Origin of the sequence: Bradyrhizobium sp. LTSP857, assembly GCF_000938285.1 — a bacterium.
In the GTDB taxonomy this organism is placed as follows: Bacteria; Pseudomonadota; Alphaproteobacteria; order Rhizobiales; family Xanthobacteraceae; genus Bradyrhizobium.
In genome coordinates, this window is sequence record NZ_JYMS01000017.1 from 151,702 (window position 1) to 174,640 (window position 22,939).

18 protein-coding genes are annotated in these 22,939 nt (G+C 64.3%); 11 read left to right on the plus strand and 7 right to left on the minus strand.

What is annotated here, in order from left to right; all coding sequences use genetic code 11:
- The first annotated feature begins 159 nt into the window (after positions 1 to 159).
- Both UP06_RS08800 and UP06_RS08805 read left to right on the plus strand, forming a co-directional pair.
- Positions 160 to 1,872: an alkaline phosphatase family protein gene (locus tag UP06_RS08800; protein WP_045002132.1), complete on the plus strand. Its 1,713-nt coding sequence runs from the start codon at positions 160 to 162 to the stop codon at positions 1,870 to 1,872.
- A gap of 16 nt (positions 1,873 to 1,888) precedes the next feature.
- A complete protein-coding gene (locus tag UP06_RS08805) occupies positions 1,889 to 3,232 on the plus strand; it encodes a cytochrome-c peroxidase (RefSeq protein ID WP_045002133.1) in 1,344 nt (447 codons plus the stop codon).
- Here the strand turns inward: UP06_RS08805 and UP06_RS08810 are convergent.
- Both UP06_RS08810 and UP06_RS08815 read right to left on the minus strand, forming a co-directional pair.
- A complete protein-coding gene (locus tag UP06_RS08810; RefSeq protein ID WP_045002134.1) occupies positions 3,229 to 4,212 on the minus strand; it encodes an NAD-dependent epimerase/dehydratase family protein in 984 nt (327 codons plus the stop codon). The two genes, UP06_RS08805 and UP06_RS08810, sit on opposite strands and share 4 nt — an antisense overlap.
- Positions 4,213 to 4,277: 65 nt before the next feature.
- Positions 4,278 to 5,348 (minus strand): hypothetical protein, encoded by a 1,071-nt coding sequence (locus UP06_RS08815; RefSeq protein WP_045002135.1) that lies wholly within the window; start codon positions 5,346 to 5,348, stop codon positions 4,278 to 4,280.
- A 360-nt stretch (positions 5,349 to 5,708) separates the two neighbouring features.
- Between UP06_RS08815 and UP06_RS08820 the strand changes: the two genes are divergently transcribed.
- Complete coding sequence (locus tag UP06_RS08820) at positions 5,709 to 7,232, plus strand: pilus assembly protein (protein ID WP_045002136.1); 1,524 nt, start codon at positions 5,709 to 5,711, stop codon at positions 7,230 to 7,232.
- A 7-nt stretch (positions 7,233 to 7,239) separates the two neighbouring features.
- Here the strand turns inward: UP06_RS08820 and UP06_RS08825 are convergent, their stop codons facing one another.
- Both UP06_RS08825 and UP06_RS08830 read right to left on the minus strand, forming a co-directional pair.
- A complete protein-coding gene (locus UP06_RS08825) occupies positions 7,240 to 8,730 on the minus strand; it encodes a flavin-containing monooxygenase (protein WP_045002137.1) in 1,491 nt (496 codons plus the stop codon).
- Positions 8,731 to 8,829: 99 nt separating this feature from the next.
- Positions 8,830 to 9,279 (minus strand): cupin domain-containing protein, encoded by a 450-nt coding sequence (locus tag UP06_RS08830; protein WP_045002138.1) that lies wholly within the window; start codon positions 9,277 to 9,279, stop codon positions 8,830 to 8,832.
- Between the two features lie 185 nt (positions 9,280 to 9,464).
- Here UP06_RS08830 and UP06_RS08835 point away from each other — a divergent pair, with 185 nt between their 5' ends.
- Positions 9,465 to 10,490 (plus strand): AraC family transcriptional regulator, encoded by a 1,026-nt coding sequence (locus UP06_RS08835; RefSeq protein ID WP_045002139.1) that lies wholly within the window; start codon positions 9,465 to 9,467, stop codon positions 10,488 to 10,490.
- A gap of 16 nt (positions 10,491 to 10,506) precedes the next feature.
- Here UP06_RS08835 and UP06_RS08840 read toward each other — a convergent pair whose 3' ends face one another.
- Together UP06_RS08840 and UP06_RS08845 are read right to left on the minus strand one after the other, a co-directional pair.
- The gene (locus tag UP06_RS08840; protein ID WP_045002140.1) at positions 10,507 to 12,369 is read right to left on the minus strand and encodes a hybrid sensor histidine kinase/response regulator; all 1,863 of its coding nucleotides are present in this window, start codon (positions 12,367 to 12,369) and stop codon (positions 10,507 to 10,509) included.
- 135 nt (positions 12,370 to 12,504) lie between these two features.
- On the minus strand, positions 12,505 to 13,140 hold the full coding sequence (locus UP06_RS08845) for a helix-turn-helix domain-containing protein (RefSeq protein WP_045002141.1): 636 nt from the start codon (positions 13,138 to 13,140) through the stop codon (positions 12,505 to 12,507).
- A 215-nt stretch (positions 13,141 to 13,355) separates the two neighbouring features.
- On the opposite strand from UP06_RS08845, the gene UP06_RS08850 reads away from it, so the two are divergent.
- The 7 genes from UP06_RS08850 to UP06_RS08880 all read left to right on the plus strand — a co-directional run bounded on the left by UP06_RS08850 (position 13,356) and on the right by UP06_RS08880 (position 22,314).
- Positions 13,356 to 15,047 carry a peptide ABC transporter substrate-binding protein gene (locus tag UP06_RS08850; protein ID WP_045002142.1) on the plus strand — a complete coding sequence of 564 codons (1,692 nt, stop codon included), beginning with the start codon at positions 13,356 to 13,358 and terminating at the stop codon, positions 15,045 to 15,047.
- A 27-nt stretch (positions 15,048 to 15,074) separates the two neighbouring features.
- Positions 15,075 to 16,025 (plus strand): ABC transporter permease, encoded by a 951-nt coding sequence (locus tag UP06_RS08855; protein ID WP_045002143.1) that lies wholly within the window; start codon positions 15,075 to 15,077, stop codon positions 16,023 to 16,025.
- 3 nt (positions 16,026 to 16,028) lie between these two features.
- Positions 16,029 to 16,904 carry an ABC transporter permease gene (locus UP06_RS08860; protein ID WP_045002144.1) on the plus strand — a complete coding sequence of 292 codons (876 nt, stop codon included), beginning with the start codon at positions 16,029 to 16,031 and terminating at the stop codon, positions 16,902 to 16,904.
- Between the two features lie 43 nt (positions 16,905 to 16,947).
- Positions 16,948 to 18,276, plus strand: coding sequence for an NAD(P)/FAD-dependent oxidoreductase (locus UP06_RS08865; protein WP_045002145.1), 1,329 nt, complete (start codon positions 16,948 to 16,950; stop codon positions 18,274 to 18,276).
- A gap of 17 nt (positions 18,277 to 18,293) precedes the next feature.
- Positions 18,294 to 19,220, plus strand: coding sequence for a 2-hydroxyacid dehydrogenase (locus UP06_RS08870; protein ID WP_045002146.1), 927 nt, complete (start codon positions 18,294 to 18,296; stop codon positions 19,218 to 19,220).
- A gap of 9 nt (positions 19,221 to 19,229) precedes the next feature.
- Complete coding sequence (locus UP06_RS08875; RefSeq protein WP_156162853.1) at positions 19,230 to 21,098, plus strand: ABC transporter ATP-binding protein; 1,869 nt, start codon at positions 19,230 to 19,232, stop codon at positions 21,096 to 21,098.
- A gap of 292 nt (positions 21,099 to 21,390) precedes the next feature.
- Positions 21,391 to 22,314 carry a helix-turn-helix domain-containing protein gene (locus UP06_RS08880; RefSeq protein WP_045002258.1) on the plus strand — a complete coding sequence of 308 codons (924 nt, stop codon included), beginning with the start codon at positions 21,391 to 21,393 and terminating at the stop codon, positions 22,312 to 22,314.
- Positions 22,315 to 22,334: 20 nt separating this feature from the next.
- Here UP06_RS08880 and UP06_RS08885 read toward each other — a convergent pair whose 3' ends face one another.
- Complete coding sequence (locus UP06_RS08885) at positions 22,335 to 22,928, minus strand: catalase (protein ID WP_045002147.1); 594 nt, start codon at positions 22,926 to 22,928, stop codon at positions 22,335 to 22,337.
- Positions 22,929 to 22,939: the final 11 nt, after the last annotated feature.

The following is a 22,939-nucleotide window of genomic DNA, read 5'->3' on the forward strand; positions in this document are numbered from 1 at the left end:
CGTCCTGGCGGGGATGATGCGCAACAGCCCCGGGCAAAGCCCGTTCGTAAAAATTTCTGTCCGAACAACCGCGCAAAGTGTCTCTTGCGTCAAACTGACACAGCTCTGTCAAATGTGATCGCTAGGGTCGCGGCGTCACTCCTTCGGGGCAAAACAGAGATGAAATCCAGATTTTTGACGACGGCTGCGATTTTCGCGGCCGCGACGGCACTTGCGTGCGCCATGCCGGTTCTCGCAGACGATTTCGGCCGGGACCGGGATCATGACCACGATCGCGATCATGATCACCATCCGCATGAGGTCCACACCGAGACGCCGATCAAGCATCTCGTGGTCATCTTCAACGAGAACCGCTCGTTCGATCATTACTTCGCGACCTATCCCAATGCAGGCAATCCATCGGGCGCGATCCCCTTCGTGCCGAAGCCGCATACGCCGAAGGTCAACAACCTCGCCAACGCCAATCTGCTGGTGAACAACCCGAACAACAACCCGGCCAACGGCACCGGCGCGGCCGATCCGTTCCGGCTCGACCGCACCCAGGCCAACACGAAGTCGCAGAACCACGCCTACACGCCCGAGCAGCAGGCCGTCGACAACGGCAAAGAAGACCTGTTCCCGAAATTCACCGGCCGCGGCACCGCCGGCGGCGCCGGTGCGTTCGGCACCAACGGTCAGGTGTTGGGCTATTTCGACGGCAACACCGTCACGGCGTTCTGGAACTATGCCCAGCACTTCGCCATGAGCGACAACAACTGGACCGACACTTTCGGTCCGTCGACTCAGGGCGCGCTCTCGGTGGTTTCCGGCCAGACCAACGGTGCGCAGAACATCGTCGGCACCTCATCGTCGATCGCCGACGGCCAGGGCGGCCTGACGCTGATCGGCGACACCGATCCGGCCTACGATTCGTGCTCGAGCACGACCAGCACCGTGCTGATGACCAGCAAGAACATCGGCGACCTGCTCAACGACGAGCACATCAGCTGGGGCAGCTTCATGGGCGGCTTCGACACCACGCTCAAGAACGCGAACGGCACCACCGGTTGCGGTCGCAGCACCTTCTCAGGCAACGTCAACGGCACCATCGTGGACTATATTCCGCACCACGCCTGGTTCCAGTATTACAAGTCGACCGCCAACCCGACCCACGCGCGGCCGAGCTCGGTCAATGCGATCGGCCACACTCATGACTTCAATGGCAAGGTCGATCCTGCCAACCACGCCTACGATCTCGAAGACCTCTATGCCGCGATTAAGGCCGGCAATTTCCCGGCCGTCTCCTACGTCAAGATGCCGGCCTTCCAGGACGGTCATCCCGGCAACTCCGATCCGCTCGACGAGCAGGCCGGCAATGTCGAGCTGATCAACTTCCTCCAGAAGCAGCCGGAGTGGCGCGAGACCGCCGTCATCATCACCTATGACGACTCCGACGGATGGTACGACCATCAGTACCTTGCGCCGAAGAGCGCCTCCTACGATCCGACCGCCGATCAGGTCAACGGCCCCGGCGTCTGCGGCCTCGGTCCGCAGAAGCAGCCGGCGCCGAAGGGCCTCAGCGGCAAGCCGGTGAATGGCCGCTGCGGTCCGGGCACGCGCGTTCCTCTGATCGTGATCTCGCCCTATGCCAGGACGAACTACGTCAGCCACACCTACTCGACCCAGGCTTCGGTGATTCGCTTCATCGAGGACAATTGGCTGCGCGGCCAGCGCCTGGGCGGCGGTTCGTTCGATGCCTCGACCGGATCGATCATGGATCTGTTCGACTTCGATCAGGACCATCGCCACGACTTCCGCACTGACGCGCTGTTCCTCGATCCGACCGTCGGCACGGTCATCGTCAGCCCGCCGGACGAGCACCACCACCACTAGTTCTACAGGACGTCATATGCACAGCCGCACTTTGTGGCTCCTCGGCGCCGGCCTGCTCTCGCTGGCCGGCGCTGTCTTTGCGGTCGAGACGCGAGGACTGGCCGAGGCGACCCCGTCTGGCCTCAATCCGAACCCGGTTCATCTCTATCGCCCGCCGGTCGCGCCGCTCTCGGCGATGGCGCAGCTCGGCAAGGCGATCTTTTTCGATGCGTCGCTGTCCTCGTCCGGCGCGCTGTCCTGCGCGTCCTGCCACAGCCCGGATCATGCCTACGGCCCGCCCAATGACGGGCCGGTCATGCTCGGCGGCGCCACCCTGTCGCGGCAGGGCGCGCGTGCCGTTCCGTCACTGACCTATCTGGAGCGCCAACCGAATTTCAGCATCGGCCCCGACAAGGGCGACGACGACAATATCATCGACCTCGCGCAGATGGCCGCGCTCGGCCAGCAGGCCGCACGTACGACCAAGACCGCGGGCGGCACGGGCGCGTCGGCGAACATCGTGCCGCAGGGCGGCCTGTTCTGGGACGGTCGCGCCGACACGCTTCAGGACCAGGCGCTGTTCCCGCTGCTCGATCCCAACGAGATGGACGGCGGTAGCGCCGAGATCGTCGCGGACAAGCTGCGCCACGCGTCTTATGCGGGGCGTTTCGTCGAGCTGTTCGGCGCCGGCGTCCTCAAAAATCAGCGGCTATTGATCGCGGAAGCGATGTTTGCCGTGGCTCGCTACCAAGTCGAAGAGGTGAGCTTCCATCCCTACAGCAGCAAGTACGATTACTGGCTCGAGGGCAAGGCGCGGCTCTCCGAGAGCGAATTGCGCGGCCTGCAATTGTTCAACGATCCCGACAAGGCCAACTGCGCCGGCTGCCACACCTCGGCGCCGACCCGCGACGGCCTGCCGCCGCTGTTCACCGACCATCAATACGAGGCGCTCGGCGCGCCGCGCAACGCCGCGCTCGCGAACAATCGCGATCCGAACTATTTCGATCTCGGCGTCTGCGGTCCGCATCGCACCGACGTCGCCGAGCAGACGCAATATTGCGGCATGTTCCTGACGCCGACGCTGCGCAATACCGCGACGCGTCACGCCTTCTTCCACAACGGCGCCTTCAGCACCCTCGAGCGGGTGATGGACTTCTACAATTTCCGTGACACCAACCCGGACAAGGTCTTTCCGCATGCCGCCGTCGGCGCGGTGCAGAAATACGACGACCTGCCGCAAAAATATCATGCCAATGTCGATGTCACCGATCCGCCGTTCGATCGTCACCTCGGCGACAAGCCGGCGATGACGGAGCAGGACGAGGCCGACATCATTGCCTTCCTGAAGACGCTGACGGATGGCTACAAGCTGGAGAACTAGCTCGTCCTGCCCGCGTGCCACGCGGCCAGCACGTCGTTCTCTTCATCGCTGGTGAGACCGACGACCGGCCCGTTGCCCGCGTTGAGCCAGTCGAGCGTTTCGCGCGCGGTGATCGCAAGTGGTCGCGCGGTCAATCCGGCCTCACGCGCCGGTGACGTGTCGCGGGTCAGAAAGCCGGCGAAGTCGGGCAAGGGCAGCCACAGCGGCAGTGACCGTGGGCCCGCCCAGCGCCGCACGTCATGCGCTTCCAGGAATGTGCGATCGATCCAGGTGAAGGTGTAGGCAGAGCCCAGCGCGGAAGCGCATTCGGCCAGGAATTCGCCGCGGGTAAGCACCGGTCCAATTCCGTCATAGATGCCGGTCAGGCGGGTTTCGGCCGCATGCACGATCCACTGCGCGAGATCGCGCACGTCGATGAACTGGACGGCATCCTCCGGCGATCCCGGTGCCAGCACCTCACCGCCGCGCGCCAGCCGTGCCGGCCAATAGGCGAAGCGACCGGTCGGATCCTCCGGCCCTGCGATGAGGCCGGCCCGGCAAATGAAGGCATCCGTGCCGACAGCCTGCTCGCAGGCGACCTTGGCGGCGCCATAAATCGCCTCGGTGCTGTGCTCCACGTCCTCAGTCGCAGGCTCGCGCAGCGGCGCTGTATCCGCGCGTTGTCCGGGTATGCGGTTGTCTGCATATACGCTGACCGTGGAGACGAAGGTCCAATGCACGCCCGGCCGCTTCAGGGCCGCGACCGCGCGGCGGACCTGGCCCGGATGACGGGCGACGTCGACGACGGCGTCAAACACCTCGCCCGCAAGCGGATCGAGGCCGTCGGCGGCGTCGCGGTCGATCCGGACGAGGCGGGCACCGGGTGCGATTGGGCCCGCGAGGCCGCGGGCCGCGCAGGTGACGTCATGGCCGGCGGCGCAGGCGCGGGCGGCGATTGCGCGTCCGAGAAACTGGCTGCCGCCCAGAACGAGAATGCGCATGCGTTGTCCGCGCTGTCGATGAGATCGAGAGTCTACGACGTCCAGTCGCGGTTGCAACCGGTCTCTCAGCGCGGCTTGATCTCCGCGTATTTCGCCATCGCCTTCTCGAATTTCCGCTTGAACAGCCACATCGCGCCGAGAATTTCGCGGAAGCTGGCTGATGTTCGCGCCCTGTCGGCCTGTCCGAAGGCGAAGATGCTGTTGTTGCGCAGATGTTTCATGATGGTGGGATTGGACACCCTGTAGCCGAGCAGGTCGCCCGATTTGAGCGCGGACCGCGTCGGGGTGGGGATGATCTGGATTAGCTCGAACAGCTTCATCTGGTCGATCGGATCCGGCAGTGTCTTCACGATCGCGGGGATCTCGGCAAACAGCTCCGCATGCGCGTTCATCAGGCCGTCGCGCACGTTGGTCCAGTGATTGAAGCGGTGATCGGTGCCGCGGGCCCGCGCCTCTTCCTTGTCGTCGCGCGCATTCAGCCCGGGATCGGTGGCTGCAATCGTCGGCTTGATGGCCTCCCACTTCCTGTGGCCGTTGCGGTCTTCGGACGGACCGGTCTGGAAGCTGCCCATATAGGTGTTCGAGCGCCCGTTGCGGACGTTCTGCTTGCCGTTGGTCTCCGCGTAGAACAGCCCCAGGCTGATCCGGCCCGCCGCGTCGGCGTGCACCGGCGCGAGCCCCTTGGCACGCGCAATCGCTGCGGCAAGATCGACGACGTCCTTGAACGGCGTCGCGGAGGCTTGCGCGTCCGCGGGCGGCGCCTCCATGATCTCGAACAGCCTCGCATATTCGTCGACCAGCGGCTCGATCTCGGCATCGAAATAGGCCGGGGGAATTTCGAACTTGTTGGGCTTTCCGATCCGCGACGGCATGGCGTCGGTGAGATCCTTGTAAGCACTGATCACCGCGACGCGCGCAAGATAGAGCGCCTGGCCCGGCAGGTTCGGCAGCGGCTGCTTCGCCTCGATCTGGCTGCGCCGCTCGGCAAGGATCGATTTGAAGTCGCCGAGCGCGCGATCGTAGGCGGCAACCGCATCCGATTGCTTCGCCGTGAGCGCGCTCTGTCCCAAAGCGGGCGTTGTGAGGAGCAGGGCAAGCGCCGCCATCACAGCGGCGGCGTGACGTCTTGGTCGCATCGCGGGCTCCCAGGGCCTATCGATTCGGCAGCTGCGCAGATCGTAAGCATCCGCGCGGTGTCGGTCGAGGAAGGAGAGCCTCAGATCTCCGTAGAACAACGGGTTTTTCGGCTGAGGCTGACCGGAGGCTGACAAAACGCCTTTACGTTTCAGTAGCTTCGCATCAGCACAATGCACCATCGCATCAAGGACGATTCGAGTCTTCCGGCGCGAAATTTATCATCAGTGCTACCGCGCGTTGGTTCTGGCATCAGCTTCGTCTCACCTTCTTGCAATTCATCTCAGTCATTTCAATACGAACAGTCGGGCGGGGGCTTGGCAGTGGCAATTCTCGAAACGATCGGCCGTCTTGGACGGCTCATGTCGCGATTGAGGCGCGACACCGATGCCAATATCGCCGTCACTTTCGCGATCGCGCTCGTGCCGATCATCGCGACGATTGGATGTGCCATCGACTACAGCATGGCGACGCGCATCAAAGCCAAGCTGCAAAGCTCGTCGGATTCGGCCAGCGTCGCCTCGATCTCGATCAACTCGGCCGGCTACATCGCCGCGATGGCTATGACGTCGAACGGTTCGGTTTCCGCCGGTGTGACGGAGGCGAACAACATCTTCAGCGGAAATGCTGCGACATTCGCCAACAGCTACACCAATCTGGGTGTGACGAGCACCGTCACCAAGACCGGAAACAAGCTGACGTCGAATGTGCAGTTCAGCGCGAATGTGCCGGTCACCTTCATGCAGCTGCTCGGTTACAAGAGCCTGAACGTGACCGGCAGCTCGTCATCGACCACGACCTTGCCGCTGTATCTCGATTTCTATCTGACGCTGGACGTCTCGGGCTCGATGGGTCTGCCGTCGACCACCAAGGAAGCGCAGCGCATGCAGTCGATCAACCCCGACAACTATCAGCAATATCCGACGGGCTGCACGCTCGCGTGCCATTTCTCGCCCCAGAACAGCGCCTGCACAGACTCCGGAACGCAGGGTTACCCCACCAACAATTACTGTCTCGGCTATGCCATCTCGCGCGTCAGCCAGAGTGGATACAAGGGGCTCCTCACCAAGAAGACCAGCAATCCCATGAAGGTGGAGTTGCCGTCTTCGATCGTCTCCGGCCTGCCGAATTCGCTCTACTCGAATCTCGCGACGGTGGCGAACTGTCCGACTGACGGGACCGATTCCTGCATTCAGTTGCGTCTGGATGCCGTCGGCTATGCGGTGAACCAGTTGTTCGTCACGGCGAACAGTACCGAGAAGGTGGCGAACCAGTTCCGGATCGGTCTCTATCCCTTCATCCGGTATGCCTATGCGTATTATGGCCTGACCAGCAGCATCAACGGTTCGACGACCAATCCTTCGACCATCAACTATGCGGCTGCGAATCTGGCGACCCTGCTCGATACCAATATGAGCACGGATCTCGGCTCGGGCGGCACGCATATCGACACGGCGCTGTCGAACGTGAACGATCTGATCAAGAGCGTCGGCGACGGCAGCGCGTCGACCAACACATTACCCTACGTCTTCCTCGTGACCGACGGTGCACAGGATCCGCAGGTCAAAGGCGTTCCCAACGGCTCCTGGTCCGGCAGCAACCACGCTACGACGATCGATCCGACCACGTCGTGCACGCCGCTGAAGAAGCGCGGCATCATCATTTCGGTACTTTACATTCCCTACCAGAAGATCGACCCCGTCAACACGTCCTTCGCTGGCGATGAGGACGATTACGCCAACTGGAACATCCCGAATATTCCGACGAGCCTGCAAAACTGCGCCTCGCCGGGCTTCTTCTACACCGCGAACACGCCAGCCGACATCACGGCCGCATTAAACGCGATGTTCAATCACGCGGTCAACGAAGCCCGCATCACCAACTAGGGTGGCTTCACGCCGCCCGGTACTCCGGCGCCGAAGCCAGGAACTTCGCATAGGCATCCGCATCCGGCGGCAGGAAGCGCCCAGCGAGCCCGCCGCGCTTCTGTTCCTTGGCGCCGATGTCAGCCATCAGCTCGTCGAAATGGCGGTAGTGATACGGCGCGATGCACAGGCCGCCATAGACACTCGCGGCCGGCCGTTCGACGCGCTTGAAGTGCAGCATCATCTCGATGCTGTCGCGCATCTGTTGTGTCGTTGGCTGGCGAGCGAGCTGGCCATCGGCGTAGCGGACCAGCCAGTTGGCGGCGAGATCGGCGCAGAGCACGGTGCAGAACGACGAGTTGAAGCCGACGAAGCCTAGCTCCGGCAGATCGGGATTAGCGATCAGGCGATAGAGCCGGTACTGCCCGTCCGCATCGACCAGCTTTGCCTGATACGCCCCCGGCAGGAAGGGCACGCCGAGTTTATAGCCGATCGCGAGCACGGCGACGTCGGCCGCTATGCGCTCGCCGCCGCTCATGACGATGCTGTTGCCTTCATAGTGATCGAAGCTGCCGAACACCGCCTTGATGCGGCCGTCGGCCACCATCGGATAGAAGCCGGGCGTTGCGATCGGCACCGAGCAGTTGACGCCGTCCTCAATCCGCTCCTTGGGCACCATGTTGCATCGCTTCAGCTTGAGCTGCACCTTCAAGAGGCTTTCGAGCCCGCGCCAGTTGGCCCAGACGAGAGGCGCGGCGATGCGATGGGTCAGCCGTGCCATCGCGCTTGCACCCCAGCCCGGAAACATGTCCTCCTGGGCGCGGATGTAGAGGATGCGCTTGAAGTTCACGAGCCCGCCGATGAAATACGGGATGCGCCAGATCCGCTCGCGCATCACGATTGTCACCTCGCGTGCGCCCGATTTCACCGCATTCACCGCGATGTCGGTTGCCGATTTCGATCCGCCGAGCACGACGACGCGGCGGCCCTTCGCCAGCGCAGGGTCGTTGTATTTCGATGAATGCAGGATCTGTCCGCCCTGCGCCAGGAAATCGTCTTGGCCGGCACAATCCAGTCCCCGCGGCTCATTAAACTGGCCCGTGCAGACCGCAACGAAGTCGAAATCCTCTTTCGAGGTCGCGCCGCCGCTGTTGGAAAGCGCGAGCGACCAGCCCGGCTTGCCGTCGGTGCGGCGCTCCATGCCCGCGACGCTGGTGCCGAGACGCAGCATGCGGTCAAGGCCAAAGCCCCTCGCGTAGTCGGTGAGATAGGCATGGACTTGCGGCCCGGTCGGCCATTCCGGATAGGCCTCCGGCATGGCGCGGTCGGTGTAGCGGTAGAGATCCTTGGGGCTCTGGGTCTGCACCTCCGGATAGGAGCGTGCCGGCTCCCAGACGCCGCCGAGATCGGTACTGCGTTCGACAATGGTGACGCGGTGACCGCGGGTGGCGAACGCCTTTGCGGCGGCAAGGCCGGAGACGCCGGCGCCAATCACGCAGACATGCTTTGGGCTGACCATGGGACTGCTCGCAATCAAGGTTGTCTTTGGGCGCAAGCGGCCGCATTCGGCCGCAACGCGCGACCGCAAGCAGCTGAAATGGACGAGGAGGCCGGCCGCCTAATCGTTGGCTTCGGGCGGCAGGAAGTCGACCTCGTGCAGGGCCGAGATGCGCACGACTTCGGCGGGGTCGGCCAGATTGTGGAGCTGGTTGAACAACGCTTCCAGCTGTTGCATCGGCGAGACCCAGAACAGCGCGCGGGCCGGTTTGTCGGATTTGTTGAAATAGCCGTGCGGGATGCCGCGCGGCAGGCGCACGAGGTCGCCGGCATGGGCCTTGACCCATTTGCCGTCGAGCTTGAGGTCGAGCGTGCCTTCCTGCACCAGGATGAATTCGTCCTGGGTCGGATGAATGTGCACCGGCACGAACTGGCCGGGCTCGCTGTTGGTCTCGAACGCGAAGGTGGAGTCGGTGACGGCTTTTGGGAAATAGACCTGGCCCAGAATATTCCAGCTCTTGCCGTCATAGCCCGTACCGTTCGCGGTAATGCCCTTTTCGAGTGCAGTCATGGCTCGCCTCCATATGGATCCCGGCTGAGGGAGCATCGGATAGCGGCCGGGCGCTGTCTATCCGCCAAACGAATCCGGACACGTCCGGTGCGGTGCGGCACGACGTTTTTGCGACTGGGCTCTTTCGGGGGACCGGAAACTATTATAGGTTTAAAATAATTCCGCAACGCGAAGCGTGGTCGACGATGTCTGCAGCCGAGCTGGAGATGAGCGCGAACCGTTCCCAGGCCATCAGGCTTGCGGACTTCGCCCGCGTCTCGACAGGCGACGTCGACGAGGCGGCGGAGCAGATCGGCCGCATCTTCTGCCCACATGATTTGCAGCCGCTTCGGGCCAGGGCCGCCGGCTTTTACGCGAGGCACAATTGCGCCACCTTTGACGGCTTTTCCATCAACTACGTCGCCTATGGCGGCTCGGTCACGATCGATCCAGGCTGCCTGGAGAGCTTTTTCCTGGTGCAGATTCCACTGAGGGGATCGACGAAAATTCGTGCCGGCAGCCAGGATTTCGCAACGTCGCCCGGAGCGGTGGCGTCACTGCTCTCGCCGACAGTGCCGACCCGGATGGTCTGGCACGACTGCGCCCAGCTCATCCTGCTGCTCGACCGCCGCATGGTGGAGCAGCGCGCCGCGGCGCTCTCCGGCAAGTCCGCAGGTGCGGTCGAATTCGATTCGGCCATCGATCTCAACGCGCCGGCCGCGCGCAGCCTGTGCGCAGGACTCGATGAGTTGATGACGCTTGCCGAACGTCTTGGCCCCGCGGGCAGGCTCCCGGCAGTAGCCGTCGCCGATTGGCGCGAGACGCTGCTCGATCATCTCCTCAACGGCCAGCGGCACGACCTGTCAGATGCAATCACGACCTTTTCCGGCAGAGCGGAACGGCTGCCGCGCGCACTGCGCGCCGCGCGGGATTGTCTCGAAGCCAACGCCATCGAGCCGCTCGATCTCGATCAACTCGCCTGTGCCTCCGGCATCGGCATCCGCGCGCTGCAACTCGGTTTCCGCCGTCACTTTGGCCTGTCGATCTCGGAAATGCTGCTCGACATTCGCCTGGCGCATCTTCACGCACGGCTCTTGCACGCCGCGCCCGGCGCCTCCATCACCGACATTGCCTTCGATCTCGGCTTCACCCATCTCGGCCGCATGGCCGGCGCCTATCGCGAAAAATTCGGCGAGACGCCGTCGGCGACGCTGAGGCGGCGGGTGAGCTAGAGGCGCAGGGAGCCGCTTATTTTCGCGATCGTGTCGCAGCGCTGTCGTCCGACGACTGCTTGCGCAGGAAGCCCTCGGCCTCGGCCTGCACCGAATAGGGCGTCGGGATCGGATCGCCGACGGAATCGACGGCGGTGTCGAGAGAGCGGCGCAGCATGCGCGCGAGCTCCGCCTTGCGGTAGGGCTTGGTCAGAAGCGGCGCGCCCGCTGTGGCGCGGCTCTGGGCGTGCGGCGAGTCGTAGGCATAGCCCGATGTGAAGAGGACCCGCAGGGAGGGGCGCGCTGCCACCATTTGCTCGGCGAGCTCGCGCCCGTTGATGCCGCCGGCCATCACGATGTCAGTGAAGAGCAGGTCGAACGGTGTCCCTTCGGCCGCGATGGCGAGCGCTTCGGTCGCGTTGGCGGCGGGGAGGACCTTGTAGCCGAGGCTCTTGAGCTGGACGGTGACGTATTGACGGACGTCGCGGTCGTCCTCGACGCAAAGGATGGTTTCCGTCCCGCCCACGACCTTGCGTTGGTCATAACCGGTCGGGCGAAGCGTGCTGCTCTCGGCCTTGGGCAGGTAGATCATGAATGTCGTGCCGTGGCCTTCTGCGGAGCTGACCCTGATGCCGCCGCCGGACTGCTTGACGAAGCCGAACACCATGCTGAGCCCGAGCCCCGTGCCCTTGCCGACCTCCTTGGTCGAGAAGAACGGATCGAAGATCCGCTCGACAATGGCTTGCGGCATGCCCGTGCCATTATCGGCGATCTCGATCTCGACATAGTCGCCGGCATAGCCGGCGCCGACCGCGACGGCTTCGCGGACGCCGAACACGACGTTGCGTGTCGTCAGCGTGAGCTTGCCACCATCGGACATCGCATCGCGGGCGTTGATGGCGAGGTTGAGCAGCGCCGAGCTGAGCTGTCCGCGGTCGGCGAAGGCGAGCCAGATCTTGCCGTCGAGCTTCGTCACGATCTCGATCTTCTTGTCGAAGGTCGCCAGCAGCAGCTTTGCGAGCTCTTCGAGCAGTTCGTTGACGTCGATCTCGGCCGGCAGCAGCGCCTGCTTTCGCGCAAAGGAGAGCAGGCTCGATGTCAGCGCGGCGCCGCGGTCGGCCGCCTCGCTGATCAGCTTGGTGATGGTTGCGAGCGGCGGGTCGTCCTTCACGGCGTCGGCAAGGATCTCGATCGTGCCCGTGATCACCGTGAGCATGTTGTTGAATTCATGCGCGATGCCGCCGGTGAGCTGGCCGATCGCGTCCATCTTCTGGGACTGGACCAACTGCTCCTCGGCGGCGCGCTTTTGCGTCACGTCCTTGACGAAGTTGTTGATCATGGTGCGGCTGCCGAGGCGGAGCACCGCGCTCGACGCCTCGATCAGGATCTCGTCGCCGTTCCTGTGCCGCAGGCTTGCTTCGAAGCGGATGCCGATCGGCGTGTCCGACAATTCCTGCAGGAGCCGCATCATGCGCTGCCGAAAGCCGGCACGGAGCGGCTCGGCGATCAGGAGGTCGACGACGTCGGCGCCGATGGCCTCCTGCCGCGACCATCCGGTCAGGGCTTCGGCCTGAAGGCTCCACTCCAGCACAATTCCGGTTTCGTCGGTCTGAACGAAGGCATCGAGCGCGGTCTTGATGACGGCTTGCGTCATCTGTGCGCTGTCCGCGCGCGCCTGCGCCTGCTCGGCCAGTTGCACGGCGATGCCCTTGTCCTGCGATAGCTCGATCGTGCGTGCGCACAGCCGTGCGAGCAGCACCGCAACAGCGGCGCTCGCCAGCAGGGCAACGAGCTGGGCGATGCCAAACCCGCTGGCGACAGCATAGGAGGCGACGAGAGCCACAGCGGTCACGACGACTTGCGCGGCCATCGCGAGTGTCAGAAGCCCCCTGGGTTTCATGGTCTCGTACCAAACACGTCAGCCGCGGATTGCCCCGGCCGCCCTGCCGAGGAGTCCGGCTTCATGTGAGCTACCGATTCCGTGCCGCTCCGTCGAGGGACAATTTCGGGCGCTGCCGGACGGCGGCGGGGCGCTTCAACCTGCGGGCGAATCAGTCTGTTGCAGTGTTGTGACCCAGATCACGCGCGCCGCCTGCTGGGTCGGGTTGTCGAACATGTGCGGTACGATGCTCGGAAAGCGGAAACTGTCGCCGGCCTCTAACAGATGGGCCTGGTTGTCGAGCCACAGCCGCAGGCTTCCGGACAGGATGTAGCCGGCCTTCTCGCCGGTGTGCTGCAAGAAATCGGTGCCGGACGAGGCGCCGGGATTGAGCGTGAGGTCATAGAGCTCGAGCTGGCCCGTGCCTTCCGGCGTCAGCGCTTCCTTGACGACGCCGCTGGCTGTGAGCCGCAGCAGGCGCCGGTTGTTCTTGCGCACGATGTAGCGCTGCACGTCGGCGGCTGGATCGCTGGTCTCGAAGAAATAGGAGATGGGCACTTCGAGCGCGATGCTGAGCAGGCGTAGCGTGCGGATCGACGGCATGGCGCGCGCGCGTTCGAGCTGGCTGATCATGCCGTTGGAGAGGCCGGTCTTGTTGGCGACGTCCTGGATCGAGAGACCGGCACGCTGACGCAGCAGCCGCACGGTCTCGCCGAGGCGCTGGTCGCTCGCCTCGTCGCTGTCGATCGTCGGAGCGTCCTTCGGACCGCTCGTGTCGCCGCGACCATCCATGTCGCTCTCCCATGCATTGCCTCGCCGCCGGAATGGCCGGCGGCGCTCAGTCAGAGTGAAAACGTCGCGCATCCTAGCAATCCGATTGACAGCTGTATTTAGTCGTGATGAACTTTTGGTAGAAAAATTTAGAAGCACTAAAGCCCACTCCTGTCCCCTTGCCGGGGTTTTGGGGGCGCGGGAGACGGTGCCGCGTGCGACAACGGAGAGTGGTCATGGCAGACGACACCGGCAAGCTCGGCGTTGGGGCACTGCAACTCGGCATTCCGAATCGCCGTCAGTTTGTCCAGCTCGGGGCGGGCGCCGCGGCGGGATGGAGCCTTGCAGGCAACGCCTTCGCCCAGACTGAACGCCCCTCCAATCCGCCGGACAAGCCGCGCGGGCAGGTGATTGCGGCGCTGTCGCAGGAGCCGACGGTCTTCCATCCGCTGATGCCCGGCATCGAGGTCGATCAGGGCGTCTGGTGGCAGGTGTTCTCGCCGCTCTGGTTCATCGATCCCGACGGCAAGTTCATTCCCGACCTCGCGCGCGAAGTCCCGACCATCGAGAATGGCGGCCTGTCGGCCGACGGCCTGACATGGAAGATCAAGCTGCGCAGCGACGTGAAATGGCACGACGGTACGCCGTTCACGGCCGACGACGTGAAGTTCACCCTCGAGTTGAACAACAATCCGGACTTCCGTGCGCGTAGTCGTGTCGGCCATAACCTGGTGAAGGACATCAAGGTCGTCGCGCCCGACGAGATCCATTGGCGGATGGAGGCTGCCTATTCGCCTTACATGTCGATTCTGGGATCGCTGACCTTCATCGTGCCCAAACATATCCTGGAGAAGGCGTCGGATCCGAATTCGTCGCCATTCCACAACGCGCCCGTAGGGACAGGACCGTTCCGCTGGGGCGAGCGCGTGCCCGGCGACCACATCCTGTTGAATGCCCATGTCGGCTACCACGGCAAGGGGCCTTACGTCGAACGGGTGGTCTTCAAATACATCCCGGACCTCACCGTTCTCTACACCCAGTTCCGCACTGGTCAGGTCGATTACACAGGCCTCGCAGGCATCCTGCCGAACTTCGTGCAGGAGGCGAAGACGCTGAAGGGCCGCAAGATCGTGGTCTCCTCGACGTCTTCGGTGGAGCACATCGCACCCAACCTGGACTTCGGTCCCTTCACCGACCGCACTGTACGCGAGGCGCTGTATCTCGCGATCAACAAGCAGGCGATCATCGATGCGCTGAATTATGGCCTGCCGACGCAGACCGAGAGTTTTGTGCCACAGCAGGCCTGGTCGTTCCAGCAGGGCCTGCCGCAACATAAATTTGATCCCGCAAAAGCCAATGCGCTGCTCGATGCCGCGGGATGGGTTCGCGGCGCAGGCGGCGTGCGCGAGAAGGGCGGCGTCAAGCTCGAATTCACCAATTCGACGACATCAGGCAACGCCGTGCGCGAGCAGACCCAGCAACTCCTGATCCAGGACTGGCGCGCGATCGGTGCGACGATGCGCGTCAACAACATGCCGGCGGCGGTGATCTGGGGCGACTTCTGGCAGCAGTCGAAGTTCAACTCGGTGATCGTGGGGGTGAATTTCATGCTTGGCAGCGACCCCGATGTGACGCCGCGCTTCGGCTCCGGCGCCATTCCCGCCAAGGGCGGCCGCGGCTACAACACCTATCAATATCAGAGCGCGGAAGCCGACCGGCTGCTTGCCGAAGGCGCCAAGCAGTTCGATCTCGCGCAGCGCAAGACCACCTATGGCGATCTGCAAAAGCTCGTCCGCAACGACCTCGCCATCCTGCCGCTGTTCCAGGGCTTCATCGCCGAAGGCGTGAAGGAGGGGCTCCAGGGTTTCCGCCCCAACATCAACATGTCGATCAATTGCTGGAACATCCGCGAGTGGTATTGGGCCTGATGCATCCGGTCCGCGGGATCGCCTGAGATGGCCCGTTACGTCGCCAATCGCCTGGCGCAGGCGATCATGCTGCTGGTGATCGTCTCCGCGATCGGCTTTGCCATCCTGCATCTGGCGCCAGGCGGTCCGCTCTCGCAATTCGCGGCCTCCGCGCAGATGACGCAGGAGGATCTCGACCGCGTCACCAAACAGCTCGGGCTCGATCGCCCGCTGCCGATCCAGTATCTCGACTGGTTCGGCCGCATGCTCAAGGGCGATTGGGGCCGCTCCTACCGCGATGGCGAGCCGGTGCTGACCGTGATCTCGTCGCATCTCGGCGCCACGCTGGAGCTGATGGCGACGGCGACCATCATCGCAGTCCTGCTCGGCTGCTGGATCGGCATACTCGGCGCGCTACGCCGCTATTCGTTGTTCGATACGCTGGCAACCGTCGGCGCCATGGTCGCGCTGTCGATCCCGACCTTCTGGTTCGGCCTCGTCACCATCTACGTGTTCTCGGTGAAGCTCGGCTGGCTGCCGGCCGGTAACCGCGAAACCGTCGGCGACGGCTCGCTGCTCGACCTGCTGCATCATCTGATTGCGCCGGCGCTGGTGCTGGCGCTGGTCGAGACCGCGATGTGGGGCCGTTTCATGCGCTCCTCGATGCTCGAGGTGATCAACCAGGACTACATCCGCACCGCGCGGGCCAAGGGCATGCCGGAATGGCGCATCCTCACCGTGCACGCTCTGCGCAACGCGCTGCTGCCGATGATCACGGTGGCGGGCCTCCAGTTTCCGACGCTGCTTGGCGGCGCGCTGGTGGCCGAGACCGTGTTCACCTGGCCCGGCATGGGCCGGCTGTTCCTCGATTCGATCGGCTATCGCGACTATCCCGTGGTGATGGGCATTCTAATGTTCTCGGCGATCATGGTGCTGATCGGCTCGCTGCTGGCCGACATCTTCTATGCCGTCGTCGATCCGCGCATCCGGGTGGGCTAGCCGATGACGATTGCGGCCCTCTCCACGGACCAGCCCGCGCCCGGCCAGGCGGCGTGGCGTCGATTCCGGCGGCACCGGCTCGCACTCGCGGGTGCCGTGATCATCCTGGTCCTTGTCCTCGGTTCGGCGTTTGGCCCGTATCTGCTGCCGTTCGACGATACCTATATCGACATCATGAAGCGATTCGCGCCGCCGTTTGCGGGTGCGCATATCCTCGGCACGGACGAACTCGGCCGCGACGTGCTGGCGCGCTTGATGATGGGCGGACGCGTGTCGCTCTTGGTCGGTATCGTCGCGATGGTGATGGCGATGGCGGTCGGCATCGTGGTCGGCGCCTTCGCCGGGTTCTATGGCGGCGTGGTCGGCGCGGTGTTGATGCGGCTCGTTGATGCCGTGCTGTGCTTTCCGACGATCTTTCTCCTGCTTGCACTCGCCGCGCTCACCGAGCCCGGCCCCGTCACCACCACCGTGCTGATTGCGGCGACCGCATGGATGAGCGTCGCCCGCATCGTCGAGGCCCAGGTCCGTTCACTGCGCGAGCGCGAATTCGCGGTCGCAGCTCTCGCGTTCGGTTCGTCGAACCTGCGGATCATGTTCCGCGAGCTGGTGCCCAACGCGATTGCGCCGATCGTGGTGGCGGCAACGCTGAACGTTGCCCAGGCAATCCTGCTCGAATCCTATGTCAGCTATCTCGGCTACGGCATCCAGCCGCCGGCCGCGAGCTGGGGCAACATGCTCAACAACGCGCAGATCTATCTCACCAGCGCGCCCTGGCTTGCGATTGCGCCGGGCCTCGCGATCACGCTTGCCGTGACGAGCTTCAACTTCCTCGGCGACGGCCTGCGCGACGCGCTCGATCCGCGGATGAACATCCCATGATCGACAAACTTGCTTCGATTGAACTGAATACCAGGAGTGTCCGATGTCCCCGCCGCTCAACCGTATAAACAGCGACGAACGCCTGCCGGCGCAGGCGGACGTCGTCGTCATCGGCGGCGGTGTCATCGGCGTCTCCGCGGCCTATCATCTGGCGAAAAAGGGTCTCTCCGTCGCGCTTGTCGAGAAGGGGCATCTCGGCGGCGAGCAGTCGAGTCGCAACTGGGGTTGGTGCCGCCAGCAGGGCCGTGCGCGAGAGGAGCTCCCGCTTGCCCGCGAGGCGCTGCGGCTGTGGGACGACATGCAGAACGACGCCGGCGTCGATGCCGGCTTCCGCCGCACCGGCGTATTGTTCCTGACCAAGAGCAAGGACGAACTCGCCGGCTGGGAGCGCTGGGCGGCGATGGCGCGCGAGCAGCAGGTTCACTCCACGGTCCTGACGCCGGCCGAGATCGCCGAGCGCCTGCCCGGCAATGCCGAGACATGGGTCGGCGGCCTGCACACGCCGAGCGATGGGCGGGCCGAGCCGTCGATGGCGGTGCCGGCGCTTGCGACCGCCGCGCGAAAACACGGCGTCACTATTCACCAGGGCTGCGCTGCGCGCGGGCTGGAGACGCAAGGCGGGCGCGTCAGCGCGGTCGTCACCGAGAAGGGGACCATTCGTACCCAATCCGTGCTGCTGTCGGGTGGCGCGTGGTCGTCGCTGTTCTGCCGACGCCACGGCATCGAGCTGCCGATCGGTCTCGTCAACGCCACCGCATGCCGGACCACGCCGGGACCCGAAATCACATCCGGCGCACTCGGCACCGACTTCTACTGCATCCGCCGCCGCCTCGACGGTGGCTTTACGCTGGCGCTGCGCAATCGCGGTACGGTCGAGCTGTCGCCCGATCTGTTCCGTTACGCCTGGACCTTCTGGCCGACCTATCTGCATCGTCGCAATGGTCTGAAGATGTCGTTCGGCAAGTCGTTCTTCGACCAGCTCATGCGCGGCACGAGCTGGGGCTTTGACAAGCCGTCGCCATTCGAGACCGAGCGCGTACGCGATCCCGCGCCGGACATGTCGCTGGTCAATGCGGCACTCGCTTCGCTGATCAAGTCGAATCCTGAATTGAAGGACATCGAGATCGCCGAGGCCTGGGGCGGCACGATCGACTGCACGCCGGATACAATTCCGGTGATCTCGCCGGTCGACGCCTTGCCCGGCTTCTTCCTCGCAACCGGCTTCTCCGGCCACGGCTTTGGCATTGGACCTGCGGCGGGCAAGCTCGCCGCCGACATCGTGACCGGCTCGACGCCGCTGGTCGACCCGGCGGCCTATAGCCACAAGCGCATGATCGACGGCCGCCGGCTCGCGCCGGTCAGCCCGTTCTAGCAGCGGCGGTTCGCGAGATGACAGTCCTCTACAAGGCCAATCTGGTTCGCGGCGCTGAATGGGCGCGGCTCTTCGCGGAGCGTGCGCCCGACCTGCCGTTCCGGCTCTGGCCCGATCTCGGTGATCCCTTGGCGGTGCGCTATCTGGTGGCCTGGCAGCCGCCGGACGACATCGCGGTGACGTTCCCCAATCTCGAGCTGGTCTTTTCGGTCGGTGCGGGCGTCGACCAGTTCGATATCACCAAGCTTCCGCCTCATGTTCCGCTTGTCCGCATGCTGGAGCCGGGCATCACCGAGCGCATGGTTGAATATGCCTGCATGTCCGCGCTCGCGTTGCATCGCGATCTCGTCCAGTTCATCGCCCAGCAGCGGGAGCAGGTCTGGCGTGAGCTCCCGGTCACCCACACCGGGGAGCGGCGCGTCGGGGTGATGGGGCTCGGTCTGCTCGGACAGGCCGTGCTCGAGCGACTCAAATCGTTCGGCTTTCCGCTGCTCGGCTGGAATCGCTCGCCGCGCAGCATCGAAGGCGTCACCTGTTATGCGGGCGCGGACGCGCTGCCGGATTTCCTCGCGCAGACTGACATTCTGGTCTGCCTGCTGCCGCTCACACCAGAGACACGCGGCATCCTCAACGCTGGCTTGTTCGCGCATTTGCCGCAAGGTGCGCGGCTGCTCAATGTCGGGCGGGGCGGGCACCTGGTCGAAGCCGACCTGATCGCTGCGCTTGATAGCGGCGTGCTGTCGGCGGCCGTGCTCGATGTCGCCGAACCCGAGCCGCTGCCTGCGGGCCATCCGTTCTGGAGCCATCCGCGCATTCTTCTGACGCCGCATATCGCCAGCACGACGAAGCCGGAGACGGCCGTCGACTACGTGCTCGACACCATCGCGCGTCACCGCCGCGGCGAGGATCTGCCGGGGCGGGTCGATCGTGATCGTGGCTATTAGGGCACTCGCATGAGTATGGGCGCAAGCGGAGCTGATCAAGTCGTCGCCGAGGCGCAGGCGCCGGTGCTGTCGGTCGCCGGCCTGACCACGTCGTTCCTGCGCGAGCGGCAATGGATCCCCGTCGTCCGCAACGTCTCGTTCGACATCGCCGCCAAGGAGACGGTCGCAATCGTCGGCGAGTCCGGCTCGGGCAAGAGCGTCAGCGCGCTCTCCATCATGCGGCTCATCCCGAAGGAGAGCGGCCGCATCGAGGGCCGCGTCATGCTCGCGGGCCGCGATCTCATGATGCTGCCCGAAGCAAGCATGAAGGATATCCGTGGCAACGAAATTGCCATGATCTTCCAGGAGCCGATGACGAGCCTCAATCCGGTGCTCACCATCGGTTTCCAGATTGCAGAGGCGCTGATCCAGCATCGCGGCCTGTCGCGCGCGGCGGCGGAGGCCGAGACCGTGCGCCTGCTCGATCGTGTCCGCATCCCCGCGGCGAAATCGCGTTTCCACGAGCATCCGCATCGCTTTTCCGGCGGCATGCGCCAGCGCGTGATGATCGCAATGGCGCTAGCCTGCAAGCCGAAACTCCTGATCGCGGACGAGCCGACCACTGCGCTCGACGTCACCATTCAGGCCCAGATCCTGGAGCTGCTGAAGGAGCTCCAGCAGGAGGAGGGGATGTCGATCCTCTTCATCACCCATGACATGGGTGTGGTCGCGGAGATCGCGGACCGCACCGTGGTGATGTATGGCGGGCAGGCGGTGGAGACCGACGCGACTTCGCGCATCTTCGCCTCGCCGTCACACGCCTACACCCGGGCGCTGCTGGCGGCCGTGCCGCGCCTCGGCTCGATGGACGGCCGCCCGCGGCCGATGCGTTTTCCGATCGTCGACAAGGTGACGGGCACCTCGGACGAGCCGGCGGAGACACCGGATACGGTCTCGACCGCCGAGCGGCCGCTGCTCGAAGTGTCCAACCTCACCACGCGCTTTCCGATCCGCTCGGGATTGTTCGGAAAAGTCTCGGGCCGTGTCCATGCGGTCGAGAACGTCTCCTTCACTCTGCGCGCCGGGGAAACGTTGGCGCTGGTCGGTGAATCCGGTTGCGGCAAATCCACCACGGGCCGCTCCATCCTCAAGTTGATCGAGCCGGACACCGGGACGGTGCTGATAGACGGCCAGGATGTGCTTGCCATGAATGGCCGCACCTTGCGCGATTTCCGCAGGCATATGCAGATCGTGTTCCAGGATCCCTTCGCAAGCCTCAATCCGCGCATGTCGGTGGGGACGGCGATCGCCGCACCGCTGCTGGCCAACGGGCTCGCCACCGCCGCGCAGGCGCGAGAGAAGGTCGCCGATCTCCTCACGCGCGTCGGTCTGACCGCTGACATGGCCGCGCGCTTCCCACACGAATTCTCCGGCGGCCAACGCCAGCGCATCTGCATCGCACGCGCGCTCGCGCTCGGGCCGAAGCTGATCGTCGCGGACGAAGCAGTTTCGGCGCTCGACGTTTCGGTCAAGGCGCAGGTTGTCAATCTGATGCTCGACCTTCAGGCCAGCATGGGGCTGGCCTATCTCTTCATTTCCCACGACATCGCGGTGGTCGAGCGGATGAGCCATCGCGTCGCAGTGATGTATCTCGGCGAGATCGTCGAGATCGGCCCGCGCGCAGCTGTGTTTGGCAATCCGCAGCATCCCTATACCAGGAAGCTGATGGCCGCCGTGCCCGTGCCTGACCCCGCGCGCCGCGGCACCAAGCGCGAGGTCGCCAACGACGAGATCAGAAGCCCGGTGCGCGCGCCGGATTACCAGCCGCCGGTCCGGCAATATCGCGAAGTGTCGCCCGGCCACGTCGTCCAGGTCTGGGGCGAGGAATGGTCGGCCTGAGGCTCCGCGGGCCGCGAGCGCGCCCTTGTGCTGCGAATGGTTTCAAGAACGCACGATGAAATCGCGCAGCGATTTGCCGGACCGGCTCAGGTGGCTGTCCTTCGATGCCACGCCTGTGAAATCACGCTGAAATTACTCTGAAAATCGTCTTGCCGTGATAGGTGAGGCGGCCTGCCACAACACCTTCATGTTGATGCGGCGAAGCTGGACCGGCGCGGGGCGATCTCCGATAATGCATCGGCATCGGAGGGCTGGCGGCGACGAAATGCCTTTCACGAATGGATTGAGCGACATGACACAAGCGGGTGTGTACGGACAGAGGCTCGGGCGTCCCTTGCATTCGAGGGATGCACCATCGCTGATCACGCGTTCACTCCGCAGCGCCGAGCTCGCGGTCACCGAAGCTCGGAATGACGACCCGACGGCGGATCTCTCCGGTTCCCTGCCTGCGGAAGATGCCTATCTCGTCAGCCTGAAATTTCGCGACTATCCGGATTGCGAATGCTGGGAGCGGGGCCGCTGCGTCGCCAAGACCGATGTCCGTGCGGGCGCAACCTATCTCTACGACCTCAAGCGCGATCCGCGCTACGTGATCGACAAGCCGTTTCACTCGCTGTTTTTCTACTTGCCACGCTCGGCGCTCGACGACATCAGCAGGCAGCCTGGTGCGCCTCGCATCGGCGAACTCAGCTACGAGCCCGGTGTCGGTCATGACGACGGGGTCATCCGTCATATCGGCGCCTCGTTGCAGGAAGGGCTGCGCCGGCCGGACGAGACCAATCAGCTTTTCGTCGATCACATGATGCTGGCGCTCACCGCCCACGTCGCCCAGACCTATGGCGGACTGAAGTCGGGCGCGGAGCCGAACCGCGGCGGCCTCGCGCCGTGGCAGGTGAAGCGCGCATGCGATCGGCTCGAGTCCGATCTGACCGGAAAGGTCGCGTTGCAGCAGGTCGCAGCCGAGCTCGGCCTGTCGGTCAGCCACTTCTCACGCGCGTTCCGGATTTCCACCGGCTTGCCGCCGCATCAATGGCTGCTCCGCCAGCGCGTCAAGGCGGCTAAGCAGCTGATGACGGTTCGCGATCTGCCGTTGTCCGAGATTGCGATGTCGGCCGGATTTGCCAATCAGAGCCATTTCACGCGGGTGTTCTCGTCCATGGTCGGCGTCAGCCCGGGCGTGTGGCGCCGCGAAGCGCAGGGCGGCCCAGACGAGTAGACCTAAGGACGGGTCTTAAATCAGCGGCGGTTTGCCAGCGAGATTGTATAGGCCGCGCGGCGTGCCGCAAAGATCTCGTCCGGCGGATGGCCAATGCCGTCGGCGAGATTGGCCGGATTGAAGATAGACGTATCGCACGCATCGTCGGCCTCAAGGCTGGTGATGACGATCGTCCCCAGCCGCACCTCCTCGCGATTGTCCTCATCCGGCCAGCGGATGGTCACGTCCATGATGGGGTCGCCGGGACGGTCGAGCAGGGCGATCACGTTGAAGCGGACGTCGCCCGCTGCGATCCGCCGCGCAAGATCATCGTGCAGGAAGTCGGCGGATTTCGCTTTGGCCTCCTCCTCGCTCAGCGTGACGTCACCGCCGACGGGCGCGACCTTGAATTTGATGAACCGCGTCTCGCCCTTCGCATTCGCCAGCACGCGCGACGGCTTCGTGAAGCTCAGCGATCGCGTGATCTCTGCGGCGCGGTCGGACGGGGTATAGGTGCCGCGCACGCAGCGGCCCTTGGCAAAGCTCGCGCGCACCTTTGGCGGATTGCCGGCGACCGCCTTCAGCGCGTCGACGATTAAAGCAGATGTTGCAGCAGCGGTTGGTAATTCGGACATGGCACGGCCTC

What these genes read in the sequence shown, in the direction of transcription:
- UP06_RS08870 (WP_045002146.1), top strand. Translation starts at nt 18,294, where the DNA reads ATGACAGTCCTCTACAAGGCCAATCTGGTTCGCGGCGCTGAATGGGCG.
- UP06_RS08840 (WP_045002140.1), bottom strand. Translation starts at nt 12,369, where the DNA reads ATGAAACCCAGGGGGCTTCTGACACTCGCGATGGCCGCGCAAGTCGTC.
- UP06_RS08865 (WP_045002145.1), top strand. Translation starts at nt 16,948, where the DNA reads ATGTCCCCGCCGCTCAACCGTATAAACAGCGACGAACGCCTGCCGGCG.
- UP06_RS08850 (WP_045002142.1), top strand. Translation starts at nt 13,356, where the DNA reads ATGGCAGACGACACCGGCAAGCTCGGCGTTGGGGCACTGCAACTCGGC.
- UP06_RS08855 (WP_045002143.1), top strand. Translation starts at nt 15,075, where the DNA reads ATGGCCCGTTACGTCGCCAATCGCCTGGCGCAGGCGATCATGCTGCTG.
- UP06_RS08845 (WP_045002141.1), bottom strand. Translation starts at nt 13,140, where the DNA reads ATGGATGGTCGCGGCGACACGAGCGGTCCGAAGGACGCTCCGACGATC.
- UP06_RS08835 (WP_045002139.1), top strand. Translation starts at nt 9,465, where the DNA reads ATGTCTGCAGCCGAGCTGGAGATGAGCGCGAACCGTTCCCAGGCCATC.
- UP06_RS08825 (WP_045002137.1), bottom strand. Translation starts at nt 8,730, where the DNA reads ATGGTCAGCCCAAAGCATGTCTGCGTGATTGGCGCCGGCGTCTCCGGC.
- UP06_RS08820 (WP_045002136.1), top strand. Translation starts at nt 5,709, where the DNA reads ATGTCGCGATTGAGGCGCGACACCGATGCCAATATCGCCGTCACTTTC.
- UP06_RS08885 (WP_045002147.1), bottom strand. Translation starts at nt 22,928, where the DNA reads ATGTCCGAATTACCAACCGCTGCTGCAACATCTGCTTTAATCGTCGAC.
- UP06_RS08810 (WP_045002134.1), bottom strand. Translation starts at nt 4,212, where the DNA reads ATGCGCATTCTCGTTCTGGGCGGCAGCCAGTTTCTCGGACGCGCAATC.
- UP06_RS08800 (WP_045002132.1), top strand. Translation starts at nt 160, where the DNA reads ATGAAATCCAGATTTTTGACGACGGCTGCGATTTTCGCGGCCGCGACG.
- UP06_RS08880 (WP_045002258.1), top strand. Translation starts at nt 21,391, where the DNA reads ATGACACAAGCGGGTGTGTACGGACAGAGGCTCGGGCGTCCCTTGCAT.
- UP06_RS08815 (WP_045002135.1), bottom strand. Translation starts at nt 5,348, where the DNA reads ATGCGACCAAGACGTCACGCCGCCGCTGTGATGGCGGCGCTTGCCCTG.
- UP06_RS08860 (WP_045002144.1), top strand. Translation starts at nt 16,029, where the DNA reads ATGACGATTGCGGCCCTCTCCACGGACCAGCCCGCGCCCGGCCAGGCG.
- UP06_RS08830 (WP_045002138.1), bottom strand. Translation starts at nt 9,279, where the DNA reads ATGACTGCACTCGAAAAGGGCATTACCGCGAACGGTACGGGCTATGAC.
- UP06_RS08875 (WP_156162853.1), top strand. Translation starts at nt 19,230, where the DNA reads ATGAGTATGGGCGCAAGCGGAGCTGATCAAGTCGTCGCCGAGGCGCAG.
- UP06_RS08805 (WP_045002133.1), top strand. Translation starts at nt 1,889, where the DNA reads ATGCACAGCCGCACTTTGTGGCTCCTCGGCGCCGGCCTGCTCTCGCTG.